At 38.8% G+C, this 11,947-nt stretch carries 15 protein-coding genes and 1 other RNA gene; 8 read left to right on the top strand and 8 right to left on the bottom strand.

Annotation, left to right across the window (positions count from 1 at the left end; translation table 11 throughout):
* Positions 1-12: 12 nt before the first annotated feature.
* The 4 genes from HYU07_01775 to HYU07_01760 form a co-directional block, all read right to left on the bottom strand.
* Positions 13-348 (bottom strand): nascent polypeptide-associated complex protein, encoded by a 336-nt coding sequence (locus tag HYU07_01775; protein MBI2128945.1) that lies wholly within the window; start codon positions 346-348, stop codon positions 13-15.
* 10 nt (positions 349-358) lie between these two features.
* Positions 359-532: a preprotein translocase subunit Sec61beta gene (locus HYU07_01770; GenBank protein MBI2128944.1), complete on the bottom strand. Its 174-nt coding sequence runs from the start codon at positions 530-532 to the stop codon at positions 359-361.
* Positions 533-556: 24 nt separating this feature from the next.
* Positions 557-953, bottom strand: an RNA gene (gene rnpB / locus HYU07_01765) — RNase P RNA component.
* A gap of 53 nt (positions 954-1,006) precedes the next feature.
* Positions 1,007-2,764 carry a PepSY domain-containing protein gene (locus tag HYU07_01760; GenBank protein MBI2128943.1) on the bottom strand — a complete coding sequence of 586 codons (1,758 nt, stop codon included), beginning with the start codon at positions 2,762-2,764 and terminating at the stop codon, positions 1,007-1,009.
* A gap of 97 nt (positions 2,765-2,861) precedes the next feature.
* Between HYU07_01760 and aspS the strand changes: the two genes are divergently transcribed.
* The gene (gene aspS, locus HYU07_01755) at positions 2,862-5,099 is read left to right on the top strand and encodes an aspartate--tRNA ligase (protein MBI2128942.1); all 2,238 of its coding nucleotides are present in this window, start codon (positions 2,862-2,864) and stop codon (positions 5,097-5,099) included.
* A gap of 3 nt (positions 5,100-5,102) precedes the next feature.
* Here aspS and HYU07_01750 read toward each other — a convergent pair whose 3' ends face one another.
* Positions 5,103-5,450, bottom strand: a complete 348-nt coding sequence (locus HYU07_01750; GenBank protein MBI2128941.1) for a hypothetical protein — start codon at positions 5,448-5,450, stop codon at positions 5,103-5,105.
* Positions 5,451-5,607: 157 nt separating this feature from the next.
* On the opposite strand from HYU07_01750, the gene HYU07_01745 reads away from it, so the two are divergent.
* A complete protein-coding gene (locus HYU07_01745; GenBank protein ID MBI2128940.1) occupies positions 5,608-6,465 on the top strand; it encodes a DMT family transporter in 858 nt (285 codons plus the stop codon).
* 42 nt (positions 6,466-6,507) lie between these two features.
* On the opposite strand, the gene HYU07_01740 is transcribed toward HYU07_01745, so the two are convergent.
* The 3 genes from HYU07_01740 to HYU07_01730 all read right to left on the bottom strand — a co-directional run bounded on the left by HYU07_01740 (position 6,508) and on the right by HYU07_01730 (position 7,772).
* Entirely contained in the window at positions 6,508-6,927 is a 420-nt protein-coding gene (locus HYU07_01740; protein MBI2128939.1) for a hypothetical protein, read from the bottom strand.
* Between the two features lie 64 nt (positions 6,928-6,991).
* Positions 6,992-7,414, bottom strand: a complete 423-nt coding sequence (locus HYU07_01735; GenBank protein MBI2128938.1) for a hypothetical protein — start codon at positions 7,412-7,414, stop codon at positions 6,992-6,994.
* A 13-nt stretch (positions 7,415-7,427) separates the two neighbouring features.
* Positions 7,428-7,772, bottom strand: coding sequence for a hypothetical protein (locus tag HYU07_01730; GenBank protein ID MBI2128937.1), 345 nt, complete (start codon positions 7,770-7,772; stop codon positions 7,428-7,430).
* A 127-nt stretch (positions 7,773-7,899) separates the two neighbouring features.
* Here HYU07_01730 and HYU07_01725 point away from each other — a divergent pair, with 127 nt between their 5' ends.
* Genes HYU07_01725 through HYU07_01700 form a run of 6 tightly spaced genes read left to right on the top strand, consistent with a single transcriptional unit; the run spans position 7,900 to position 11,945 of the window.
* The gene (locus HYU07_01725; protein MBI2128936.1) at positions 7,900-8,643 is read left to right on the top strand and encodes a hypothetical protein; all 744 of its coding nucleotides are present in this window, start codon (positions 7,900-7,902) and stop codon (positions 8,641-8,643) included.
* Positions 8,607-9,272, top strand: a complete 666-nt coding sequence (locus tag HYU07_01720) for an HAD family hydrolase (protein MBI2128935.1) — start codon at positions 8,607-8,609, stop codon at positions 9,270-9,272. Before HYU07_01725 ends, HYU07_01720 begins: the two co-directional genes overlap by 37 nt.
* 29 nt (positions 9,273-9,301) lie before the next feature.
* Entirely contained in the window at positions 9,302-9,586 is a 285-nt protein-coding gene (gene gatC / locus HYU07_01715) for an Asp-tRNA(Asn)/Glu-tRNA(Gln) amidotransferase subunit GatC (GenBank protein MBI2128934.1), read from the top strand.
* Between the two features lie 57 nt (positions 9,587-9,643).
* On the top strand, positions 9,644-10,162 hold the full coding sequence (locus HYU07_01710) for a peptidylprolyl isomerase (GenBank protein ID MBI2128933.1): 519 nt from the start codon (positions 9,644-9,646) through the stop codon (positions 10,160-10,162).
* A complete protein-coding gene (locus tag HYU07_01705; protein ID MBI2128932.1) occupies positions 10,159-11,466 on the top strand; it encodes an aspartyl/glutamyl-tRNA amidotransferase subunit A in 1,308 nt (435 codons plus the stop codon). Before HYU07_01710 ends, HYU07_01705 begins: the two co-directional genes overlap by 4 nt.
* Positions 11,463-11,945 (top strand): asparaginase, encoded by a 483-nt coding sequence (locus HYU07_01700; GenBank protein MBI2128931.1) that lies wholly within the window; start codon positions 11,463-11,465, stop codon positions 11,943-11,945. The genes HYU07_01705 and HYU07_01700 overlap by 4 nt, the downstream gene beginning before the upstream one ends.
* The last annotated feature ends 2 nt before the right edge of the window (positions 11,946-11,947 follow it).

Below are 11,947 nucleotides of genomic sequence, written 5' to 3'. Positions count from 1 at the left end.
GTTTAGAATTTTTCACTGGCTTTTTAGCTTCAATATCGCCTCTGCAATGTCGCCATTTGATTCCTTTAATGCTTTTTTTGCAGATTCTTCATCAACATTTGCTTGTTCCATTACAGTCTTAACATCATCTTCTGAGATATCGATGCCTTTTTCCATTTCATTGGCAGTCCCGCTGATCTGAAATGACTCCTGGCCCATCATATTCACTTTCTGAACGCTGGGATTAGTTATTACAATATCTTTATCTTCGCATTTTATTATGACTTCTGTTGCTTCTATCTCTTCCTGCTTCATGCCAAGCTTTTTCATAGCCTGCTGCATCTGTCTTGGGTCTATTCCTGGGAACATGTTACAACCTCTATATGCCTAACAAAGCGCTGCCGTAAGCGTGCAGAATAAGCATAATTATGATGACAATTATAGAAAAAATAACAATCATGCCGGGTTTGAATTCTACTTTTGATTTGTAGTCGTCAAAATATCTCGTGATTCCTGCTGTGCTTGTCGGCATTGATACTTTGTCTTGCGCCATTTTTACCTTGTAATTTAAAATGCAGGGTGAAAATAAGCCACCTTCTGTCGGATGCTTATTCAGACCATCCGCCTCAGTATTTAACTAAGCGTTCTTTGCGAACTTGCACCAGCCAGGGCTGCCCGTTTCACCGCATCCTTTAAAGGCGTCAACAGGTTACATCAAGGTTTCCTTGATGTGCCGGAAATTCTTAGGGAATTTCCAAGCATCTTGCTGTTGTTGCCAACAGCTTCACTGCATCATCCCATTTTAAAGGCCGTTTCGTTTCTGTGACGTTGCCGTCCATTGCTGGAACTCGCTGCCGCGAGTGGCTTCTTCCTCCGTGAATGGAGGGGTGGGTGGACTTTCCTCAGCTCCACTAAAGGTATCTTCACTTTCGTTCGGAAACCCCTCTGGGGAACCGTCAACTGAGTATTCACCCTGCATAATGGAATAATTGGTTTTTATTTATAAATTTTTGGTTTGTTTTTGGTTTTACTTTGTGAGAAACGCCCACCACGGAGTTTTAGTTTCTATTACCTCTCCGCTTTCAGCATCAATTTTTATTTCTTCATTCAATGATGCGCTAAAGATCAAGAATAGTTTTACCTTTTTTGTCGCATATATATGATAGACTGCCCTTCCATTCTCTTTTTCAAGAACTGCCTTTTTTATAGTTCCGCTTTCGCGGATTTTGGAAATGGCTCTGTCAGGGAAAATTATTTTATTTTCTTCGCCTTCCGAGCTGTTGATATATAATTGCAATGATTCTTCTGTAATATCCAGTTGCGTTTCTACAACACTATTTCCTCTTCTTATAATCGTTTTATCTTCAGATTCTTTTTCAACAGTGATTTCTGCTGCTTCTTCCACGGTAATTCCTGAAGCCTGGGTCTGGCTCTGGCCAGCAGCATGTAAAGTCTGATTCTGGAGGACTGCAGTAATGCTGGCATTCTGCGATTCTCCGCTTAAATTCAGACTCGAATATACAGTTGCATTTCTCATGACTGCTGTGCCTGTGTCCGCTACAGAAGGCACGCATGGGAGGGCCGTAAGAGGAAGTCCGACATTGCAGTTGATTTCTAGGTCAGATGCTGACCAGTTGCTGCTGCAATTTGATAAGTCAATGCAAGCCCTTGTTTTTACGCTATTAACACAACTACTCCATGCACCGCATCTCCACAGCTGCTCGCAGGCGCATAAGTCTGCAGAAAGAATATATGTATCCTTGAACCTTGCCATATCACTGGCTGCGCCAGCATATATTGAATCGATTCTTGTGCTGAAAACAGTAACATTATCATATCCCCTCCATCTCTCTGCAATCTCAAATAGCTCTCCCTCTCCGCCAATCCCGCTATCCTGGCCGCTTGGGCTGTAGCGTGAAGTAAGAGCAAGCCATGCCTGTTTTGGGCTCGCCCTCGCGTCAATTGAAATAGCCTGAAGAGAGCTATCATAATCGAGCGCCCAGGTTTGCCCAGTAGACAATGTTTTATTGCCCTGGCAGCTCTCTATGGCAGGAGGCTGCCCTTCTGATTTATGGCAGCTGTTTGAATCAGCACAGTTCTCTCTTTTTATCTTGTAATTCAAGCATTCACCAGTGTAGCACCCCCATTCTGGATTGCATGCATTAACCGCTATAGAGCTAACATAATTCTCTTTCAAATCAACCATGTCGCTAGTAGACCCGGCAAAAACCCTGCTCATATTAATTCTAAAGATGATGAGGTTGCTGTAATTCATATACCTTCCCTCTACATAATCATAAAATTTGCTTTCGTTGACTATTGCATCATCCTTCAGTGTGCCGTTCTTGTAAACAGCAATCAAAACCTGTTTCGGGCTTGCCCTTGCGTCAATTGACAATACCCTTATATCATAACCAAAGGCAAAATTTGACCATGTTTCTCCTATGGTCAAGATTCTTCTAACGCCCTCAAGAGGGACTAGCATATCCTCTCCCGTGGCTGTAGCGGGTATTTTCACCAGTTTGGCTGATTCCAAAATCGCTGCAGAGCCAGTTATATTTGAAGAGGTCACTGCCGAACTGGTTCCATTCGAAGTGTTGCCTGTTACATTTGAAATGCTTTTTATGGCGGTTATCTGCGTTGTAGATGCTTTTTGTATAATTTTTGCAAAAACATTCCCTGTTATTGAGCTGTTCGTTGACAATATAACCGCAGCAAGAAGGATCAGGACAATAGCTGCAAAAATGAGTTTTGAATTTGCTGCAATAGGCCTCTTTTTTGCCATTTTTCATTGACTTGATTTTTATATTTTTAAATGTTTCCTTTTTTTTCAGTTCGCAAAACCAACAATTTTATATACCCTTTCTCAAATCCACTATGCTATGAAAAGAACCAACACTTGCGGCGAATTGGCCAAAAAGGAAATTGGGAAAAAGGTAACCTTATGCGGCTGGAACCACAGCAGAAGGGATCACGGAGGAATAATCTTTATTGATCTAAGGGACAGATACGGCATTACTCAGATTGTTTTTGATCCAAAATATAACAAGAAGCTCCATTCTGAAGCAGAGCATCTGTCAAGGGAAGATGTTCTCCAAGTCAAAGGAACTGTCAGATACAGGGGCAAAGGGCTGGAAAATGCAAAGCTGGTAACAGGCGATATAGAAGTTTTGATTGATGAATTGAATGTGCTGAACAAAGCAGCAACCCCTCCTTTTGAAATCGAGGACAGGCTTCCTGTTAATGAAGATTTAAGATTGAAGTACAGGTATCTTGACTTAAGAAGGCAGGTAATGCAGCAGAACTTAATTCTAAGGCACAAGATGATCAAGATTGTAAGGGATTACTTTAATGAGCGAGGATTTCTGGAGATTGAAACTCCGCTTTTGGCGAAATCAACTCCGGAAGGCGCAAGGGATTATTTAGTTCCCTCAAGAGTTCATACTGGGAAATTTTACGCACTGCCGCAAAGCCCGCAGCTGTTCAAGCAGTTATTAATGGTCGCAGGATTTGACCGCTATCTGCAGATTGCAAAATGCTTAAGGGATGAAGATTTACGTGCAGACAGGCAGCCGGAGTTTACGCAGATTGATGTTGAAATGAGCTTTATTGATGAAGAGGATATTTATGCAATCATGGATGAACTGATAAAAAGAGTCTGGAAAGATGTTTTAAACATTGACATCAAAACTCCTATAAAAAGGATAACATATGATGAAGCTATGGGCAAGTACGGCTCAGACAAGCCTGATCTGAGATTTGGCCTGGAACTTGTTGATGTAAGTGATATTGCAAAGGATTCTGATTTTGAAGTTTTCAAAAATGTAACAAAATCCGGCGGCTGTGTCAAAGCAATCAATGTAAAATCTGTCGGAGATAAATTTTCAAGAAGCGACATTGACGGCTTCATAAGCTTTGTCCAGATCTACGATGCCAAAGGCCTTGCATGGATAAAGATGGCTGACAAAGGGATGGAAAGCTCTATTGTGAAATATTTCAATGAGAAAACGCAAAAAGATTTAATTAAAAAATTGAATGCAGAAAAAGGAGATCTATTATTGTTTGTTGCAGACCACAAGCATTTTGTTGTGAATAACGCATTAGGATTCTTAAGAACTGAACTCGCAAAAAAATTAAATTTAATAAAGCCAAATACATTTGATTTTACATGGGTCACAGATTTTCCATTGCTTGAGTTTGATGAAGACCTGCAGAGGCATGTTGCAGTTCATCACCCATTTACATCGCCAAAAGATTCTGACATTTCATTGCTTGACAAAGAGCCTTCGAAAGTTAAAGCCAAAGCTTATGACTTGACGCTTAACGGAGTTGAAATTGGCGGCGGGTCAATAAGAATTCACAGAAGCGAGCTGCAGCAGAAGATGTTTGATGTTCTTGGCATTACAAGAAAAGAAGCAGAGAGCAAGTTCGGCTTTTTACTGGACGCGTTTAAATATGGCGCTCCTCCGCACGGAGGAATTGCTTTTGGCGTTGACAGGTTGGCTGCGCTAATGACTGGAAATGAATCGATAAGGGAAGTTATCGCGTTTCCAAAGAATAAAGCTGCTGAATCTTTGATGGAAGGATCTCCTTCTGAAGTTTCTGAAGAGCAGTTGAAGGACCTGAGCCTGAAGCTGGATATTGTGAAAGTTCCTGAAAAGAATGCATTGTTTGACAGGATAATTGGAACACTGAAGAATGAAAATATAACTTATGAGTTAATGGAGCACAAGCCTGTTTACACATCAGAAGAAGCAGCAAAAGCCAGGGGAACTGAATTGAAGCAGGGAGCAAAGGCGCTTGTCTGCAAGGCAGGCAGTAATTTTGTGCAATTAATTATCTCTGCAGCTACTGAGCTTGATCTTGACAGGGCAAAAAGAGTGGTTGGATCAGCAGTTTCACTTGCAAATGCAGATGATGTTAAAGCATTGAGCGGCGTTTCAATCGGAGCAGTTCCTCCCTTCGGAAACTTGTTCGGCATCAAAGTTTATGTTGACAAAAGGCTGACAGAGAACGATCAGATCGCCTTCAATGCGGGAATGCACACAAAATCAATAAAGATGAGGGCAAAGGATCTTGTGAGGGTGACTGGGGCGAAGGTTGTGGAGATCAGCAAATAGAAATTAAAAAGTACGATCATAAACAACAAAACCGTTTAGCCCTTTTCTAATTCTCTGGACTAAATTCATGTTGACCTTTCCCTTACCTGAGTGATAAGTTCTATATAAGTCTACTCTAATCAAACCTTTCCATTCATCTTCTTTTTCTTGAGAAATAGCGCCATTAAATGCTCTTTTTTTAAAAACTCCTTGAAATTTAAGCCCGTCTTCACTCCACGCTATCTTTGAGAACACATACAAACTAAAAGCTTCTCTAGTTTCTTTAAGAGGATCGTGAGATCCCTTTAATTCCATGTGATACTTACTTTCAATAACATCTTTGAACCACGACGAGTCCCAATATTCTTCCATTTTACTCCACCTATGTCCCCAGAATCCTGAGGCTTATCACCTCTTCTTTTTAGAGAATTACAATGACATTTATAAAACTATCGGCATGGCGTATCATAACTTGAAAAAACACCAGCAAACGATAAACTATATAAAGAACTCAAGATAAATTAATGCTATGAACTATCCGCTTGGCGTGCTGTTCGGCATTATTGTCATGATCAGCTGGGGCTTTGACAAGATATGCTGGAAAAAGGTTTCATCTAAGTTAGATCATTACACGATGCTGCTGTTTAATTACTTCTTCATGGTTTTGTTTTTGTTTATTTTTTCAGCCATAACAAAAAACATAAAGTGGATCAGCCTGAATGACCTTTTGCTTGTTATTTTTCTCGGGTTTTTGGGATTTGTGGCAATTCTGCTGTTTTTTATTTCATTCAGATTTACGCAAATTTCGATGATAACCGCGCTTACTGCTGCTTACGCGCCAATTGCCGCGATTATGGCAGTATTTATTTTCAAGGAGAGCATAACACTGCCCCTGCTTATAGGCATAATCATTGTTTTTATTGGCGTTTTTCTATTAAGCTTAAAGGATGGCAAATTGAAAATAAAGAACTGGAAAATAACTCTGCTGCTTGCAGCAGCCATATCCCTCATATGGGGGTTTATATTCCCTTTTCTGAGGATCCCGATAAATAATATGGGCGTAGTAACAGCATCTTTGTATTTTGAGGGCTTTATACTGCTTTTCTGCCTGATTTATTTTTTGATCCGAAACAAAAACTATAATCTTATTGTAAAAAAAGAAAACTCAGGATGGCTTGTTTTAAGCGGGTTTTTGGGAGCAGTTGGCGCTGTATTTTACAACTTCAGCCTTGATCATGGCCTTATTCTGATAGCCTCGCCAATGGCATCTGCCTCAATGCTGATAACTGTTTTGGGTTCATGGCTTTTCTTAAAGGAAAGATTAACAAAGAAGCAATGGATTTACATTATGGTGATCTTGTTAGGTTTAATATTGATTTCCTTATAGAAAAACTCAGTACATTGCCGTTTAATGTAGTTCTGTATGGACCTATTTTTCTATAATTTCTGCAATTGCTATATCTTCTGGTGTTGCGTCATACCATTCTTGCATAATCCAACATACCAGCTCTTCTAGTTTGTTGCGCATCTTTTTGTCTGCTGGAATTATTGCCCTCAACGGATCATTTTTAGGAATGGAAATTATGTCGAATGGAATATTATCTGCGAGACAGCCCCTATAACGATGGTTGCTGAGATTCTTTAAATGTGCTTCCTGAAGTAAAAGATGATCATCTACTGTTGATGCTGCAATAGAGATAAAATACACTTTTTCAAGTTTATAATCCCAGTTAAACTCCAAAAATGCATCATAGCCCCACTTTTCTGAATCATCCTTGGGAATGCACACCTTTCCTACCCTCTCTACAAATACTTGGTATTTATTTTCAGTTTGTGATGTATCGGTCATTTTTTATTCCTCCTATTCTTCTTTATCAATTTTAAGCTTCCCTTTCTAATCCATCTTATTGATTTTATAGGGTCTTACTCTTTTCCTCTTCTAGTTCTTCCAAAACACAAATATATTTTTCAAGTTTTGGAGATTCTGCTGCTTTTTCACGCCAGAAGTTTATAGATCCGTATAACCTCTCAAATTCTCTCATCTCTCTCTGTAATGTTGACTTTTTCATAAAAAACAACCGCAAAGATTTAAGTTCCTTATACTTCCTCCAGCCAATGTTGGCGCGTTCACCTTCTTTGCCATGGCCATATGCGCAAACTGCATAGTTGTACCCCCAATCGTGTAGCCTTTCTCCCTTAGCTTCAGCGCGGATAAGATCATCAATCTTGATAACTGCATCTAATCTATCGGATTGAACCATATCATAAAGTGTGGAAAGTCGCTCGCATATCTCTTGTTTTATCCTATAACTCGGAATTAGGGTGATTATTTTCATTTTCTTTTGCCTTCTATTCAGGTAATGTAACATCTTTACTAGGCATTATCATTTTAAGGCCTATTTCGTAAGTTTCAACTTTTGGCCTTCCTTGTTTATCCAGATTTAGTAGATATGATCTTCCATCATACTTCATTATAACTTCATCTTTTCCATTTTTGTCTAAATCCTCGGTAATTATTTCAAGTTTACTTGGTATGACGTATCCTTCTTCAACCTTATCTTTATTAGGAATACGAGTATTCTTTACGGCATCTAGAGTTGTAAATGTTCCTACCGCGAGCCCTAGCAAAAGAGATACTGTGGCAATTACCGATTCTTTCACTTCATTTTTAGTTGGTGATATTTCTGGTAACATCTTTTTCCATCCTCATAATAATTTATGACTTTAAGGTAGTATAATATATCAAATATTTAAATCTTTGTTGTCTTTTAAATAACAACAATAGAAAGATTTATAAAGCTCCGAATATCCTTATTCAGAAATGGAAACCGATTTTTTAAAGGATATCGGATTAACAGACAACGAAATAAGGGTTTATTTGGAGCTGTTGAAATTAGGCGAAGCATTGGCCAGTGAATTATCAGACAGAACTAATGTAAACAGAACATTAACATATCAGATATTGGGTAATTTAATGAAAAGAGGGTTAATCAGTTATGTTATTAAGAATAATATCAAATACTTCAAAGCCGCCAATCCATCTAAACTGCTGGATTTTCTCAAGGAGAAAGAGATTAATATTGAAAGGCTGATCCCGGAATTATTTAAATTAACCCCGCCCAAAGAGAAAAAGTATTCTGCAGAGCTATATGAAGGCAGAGAAGGATTAAAAACTATAATGAACGATATAATAAGATCAAAGCCAAAGGAATGGCTGGATTTTACTTCCGGCTTGACAGTTGAAATTCTGCCTGAATTTTTCATGGACAAATGGAATAAATCAAGGATTAAAGAGAGAATAAAAGCGAGAATCCTGATTAACAGCACTCCTGAAGGAAGAAAAAGGGGCAAAGATTTGGAAAAACTGAAATTTACAGAGATCGGATATTTGCCAGAAGGCTTAAAATCTCCATCGCATATCTATGTTTACGGAAATAAGGTCGGCATTGCATTGTGGGCCAAGGAATTTCCATTTGGGATTTTAATTGAAAGCGAAGAAATTGCAAACAGATTCAGGGAATTTTTTGAATGGTTTTGGAGGTTAAGCAAAAAACGATCAAAATAATCTCCTTCGATCTCGACGGAACATTATTGGATAAAAAAGGGTTTGACAGCGTCTTCTGGTTTGAGGAAATCCCGAGGCTGTATGCGAAGAAAAAAAAGATCAGCATAAAAAGAGCAAAGAAATTTGTTTATGGAGAATACAACAAAGTCGGGAATAAGCGCCTTGACTGGTATTTCCCATCATACTGGTTTAAACATTTCAAGCTCAAGGAGGATCACAAGATTATAATGAAAGACATGAAGCGCAGGATAAAGCTTTTCCCGGAAGTTAAAAAAGTTCTGAAAAAATTAAGCAAAAAATACAAATTAATTGTAGTAACAACATCAACGCATGAAATGAACGAAATAAAGCTGGAAACAGAGGGCTTAAAGGGCTATTTTTCAAAGGTCTTTTCTGTAACATCAGACTTCAGGATGACAAAAAAGAACCCGGATGTATTTTTAAAAATCATAAAAAAATTAAAAATAAAAAAGCATGAAATTGTTCATGTTGGAGACACTTATGAAGATGACTATATTGTGCCAAGAAAAGCCGGGATCAAAGCAGTGCTGATTGGCAGAAAGATCAGGCGCAAGGGAAAATATATAATAAATACTCTGAAAAAATTAGAAAATCTTATAAATGCATAACTTTGTTGATATGTGTAAGGTGGTAGATCATGAAAGTTGACAAAGATCTTATAGAGCATGTTGCAGAGCTTGCAAGGTTAAGATTAACTAAAGAGGAGATTGAGAAATTCCTTCCGCAGCTGAAGGAAATTCTGGATGCATTTTCAAAGCTTGACGAGATCGATGTAAAAGGCGCAAAGCCGAGTTTCCAGCCGATCGATCTGAAGAATGCTGTGAGAGAAGACAAAGTTGAGAAATGCCTGACGCAGGAAGAAGCTTTGTCATTGACTGAGCATAAGAAGGACGGCTACTTCAAAGGGCCGAGGGCGGTTTAAATGAGAACAGCATTATTCTTGGTTTTAATGATTGTTTTGATAGCGGGGTGCGCAAAAATGGCAGACGAAACAAAAAAAGAAATAGCAGTCATAGACACGTCAAAAGGCATAATAAAAGTCGAGCTTGACAGGGAGCATGCTCCTCTGACAGTGAATAATTTCGTGAACTATGCGAATAATAAATTTTATGACGGCCTTGTTTTCCACAGGGTAATAGCAGGATTTATGATACAGGGCGGCGGCATGGATGAGAATCTGGCCCAGAAGAATGCATATGCCCCTCTTGTCAAGAACGAGGCAAAAAACAGCCTGAAAAATTTAAGGGGCACAATAGCAATGGCAAGGACAAGCATGATTGACAGTGCAACATCGCAGTTCTTCATAAATCTGATTGACAACCCTTTCCTGGACCACAGAGATGAAACTCCCGGAGGATACGGCTATGCTGTTTTTGGCAAGGTCATCGAAGGAATGGATGTTGTGGATGCCATCGGCCTGGCTGAAACCGGATCTAAAAATGGATTTGATGATGTTCCCCTTGAAACTGTTAAAATAAACTCAATAAGAATAGAATGAACATAATAGATTTCATCAAAAAAATACAGAACAGGGAGATTGATGTAATTAAAAATACAGAAAAAGCCATTTATGAGATAAAAAAGATAAACAGCGAATACAATTATTTCAATGTAATTTCTGAGAATTTTGCGCTAGACCAGGCAAAGGTAATTGAAAAAAGGCCGCATGGAAGATTAGCTGGGCTGACTGTCTCGATAAAAGACTGCATCTGCGTTGATGGCGTTGAATCAACAGCAGGATCAAAAATACTGAAAGGCTACAATCCTGTTTTCAATGCAGCTGTTGTTGAAAAAATAATAAGGGAAGGGGCAATCATTGTCGGAAAAACATCGCAGGATGAATTTGGATTTGGCGGATTTTCCATCAATACAGGCATTGACTTTAAAATTCCACTGAACCCTTTTGACAGGGAAAGAAGCTGCGGAGGAAGCTCTGGCGGCAGCGCTGGAATCACGCAAAAAGCATCTTTCCCGCATATAAGCCTGGGTGAAAGCACAGGCGGCTCTATTGTCAATCCCGCATCTTTCTGCGGCATTGTGGGGTTGTGCCCGACTTACGGCAGAGTATCGCGCTATGGTTTGATAGATTACGCTAATAGCCTTGATAAAATAGGTCCAATGGCTAAAAATGTTTATGATGCTGCGCTGATGCTTGAAATAATTTCAGGATTTGATCCAAAAGAATCAACAACAATAAGCAAGGATGTGGATAAGTACACAGATGCTGCTGGAAAGGATTGCGGTGGAATGAAGATCGGCATTATAAAAGACTCATTTGGCGAAGGAACAGACAAAGGCTACTATCTTATCGCAATGTCTGAATCATCAACAAACCTTGCAAAGTACTGCGGAATGAGATATGGGAAGCATGAAAAGCTTGAAGGCAATTTCAATGAATATTTTTCTAAAGTAAGGTCGCTTAATTTCGGGCCGGAAGCAAAAAGAAGAATTATTTTAGGAACATTCGCAAGAATGGCAGGCTACAGGGATGCTTATTATATCAAAGCAATGAAAGTCAGGACAAAAATCATTGAGGAATACAAAAAATTATTTAAAAAATATGATGCATTGATCTCGCCAACAATGCCAATAACTGCGCCGAAAATAAAAGAGATAGAAAAGCTGACTCCTTTGCAGAATTACATGATGGACATCATGACAGTCGGCCCTAATCTGGCCGGTCTGCCGCATATGAGCATTCCTGTCGGGTTTAAAGGCAATATGCCGGTTGGCATGATGCTTATTGGCGATCATCTCGAAGAGAGCAAAATAATCCAATTAGGAAGCGCAGTGGAAAAATGAAAATATTATTCATACAAACAGGCGGAACAATTGACAAGGATTACCCAAAAGCAACTAAAGGTTATGCTTTTGAAATTTCTGAACCTGCAGTAAAAAGAATTTTAGAGAAGGCAAATCCTAATTTCAGATACCGGATTATTTCAGTTCTAAAAAAAGACAGCATAGATATTACTTCTGGAGACAGGAATAAAATTTATGAAACCTGTAAAAAATTAAATTTTGATAAAATTATAATAACTCATGGCACAGACACTATGCTAGAAACTGCTAAAAAACTGAGCGGTATAAAAGATAAAACCATAATTCTTACGGGTGCGATGAAGCCAGAAAGATTTTCCAATTCTGATGCGTCATTTAATGTAGGAGTCGCAATTGGAGCAATAAATGTTTTAAAAAAAGGAATTTATATTGCGATGCATGGAAGGATTTATTTTTGGGGTAATTGTAAAAGAAATTTAAAAACAGGACAATTTATTTAAAA

Source organism: Candidatus Woesearchaeota archaeon (assembly GCA_016180285.1).
Taxonomy (GTDB): domain Archaea; phylum Nanobdellota; class Nanobdellia; order Woesearchaeales; family JACPBO01; genus JACPBO01.
Note: the sequence above shows the minus strand (reverse complement) of the source record. Positions and strands in the feature narration are given on the sequence as shown.

Bases quoted from the DNA above. Each gene is read 5' to 3' on its own strand.
- HYU07_01775 (MBI2128945.1), bottom strand. From the start codon at position 348: ATGTTCCCAGGAATAGACCCAAGACAGATGCAGCAGGCTATGAAAAAG.
- HYU07_01770 (MBI2128944.1), bottom strand. From the start codon at position 532: ATGGCGCAAGACAAAGTATCAATGCCGACAAGCACAGCAGGAATCACG.
- HYU07_01760 (MBI2128943.1), bottom strand. From the start codon at position 2,764: ATGGCAAAAAAGAGGCCTATTGCAGCAAATTCAAAACTCATTTTTGCA.
- aspS (MBI2128942.1), top strand. From the start codon at position 2,862: ATGAAAAGAACCAACACTTGCGGCGAATTGGCCAAAAAGGAAATTGGG.
- HYU07_01750 (MBI2128941.1), bottom strand. From the start codon at position 5,450: ATGGAAGAATATTGGGACTCGTCGTGGTTCAAAGATGTTATTGAAAGT.
- HYU07_01745 (MBI2128940.1), top strand. From the start codon at position 5,608: ATGAACTATCCGCTTGGCGTGCTGTTCGGCATTATTGTCATGATCAGC.
- HYU07_01740 (MBI2128939.1), bottom strand. From the start codon at position 6,927: ATGACCGATACATCACAAACTGAAAATAAATACCAAGTATTTGTAGAG.
- HYU07_01735 (MBI2128938.1), bottom strand. From the start codon at position 7,414: ATGAAAATAATCACCCTAATTCCGAGTTATAGGATAAAACAAGAGATA.
- HYU07_01730 (MBI2128937.1), bottom strand. From the start codon at position 7,772: ATGTTACCAGAAATATCACCAACTAAAAATGAAGTGAAAGAATCGGTA.
- HYU07_01725 (MBI2128936.1), top strand. From the start codon at position 7,900: ATGGAAACCGATTTTTTAAAGGATATCGGATTAACAGACAACGAAATA.
- HYU07_01720 (MBI2128935.1), top strand. From the start codon at position 8,607: ATGGTTTTGGAGGTTAAGCAAAAAACGATCAAAATAATCTCCTTCGAT.
- gatC (MBI2128934.1), top strand. From the start codon at position 9,302: ATGAAAGTTGACAAAGATCTTATAGAGCATGTTGCAGAGCTTGCAAGG.
- HYU07_01710 (MBI2128933.1), top strand. From the start codon at position 9,644: ATGGCAGACGAAACAAAAAAAGAAATAGCAGTCATAGACACGTCAAAA.
- HYU07_01705 (MBI2128932.1), top strand. From the start codon at position 10,159: ATGAACATAATAGATTTCATCAAAAAAATACAGAACAGGGAGATTGAT.
- HYU07_01700 (MBI2128931.1), top strand. From the start codon at position 11,463: ATGAAAATATTATTCATACAAACAGGCGGAACAATTGACAAGGATTAC.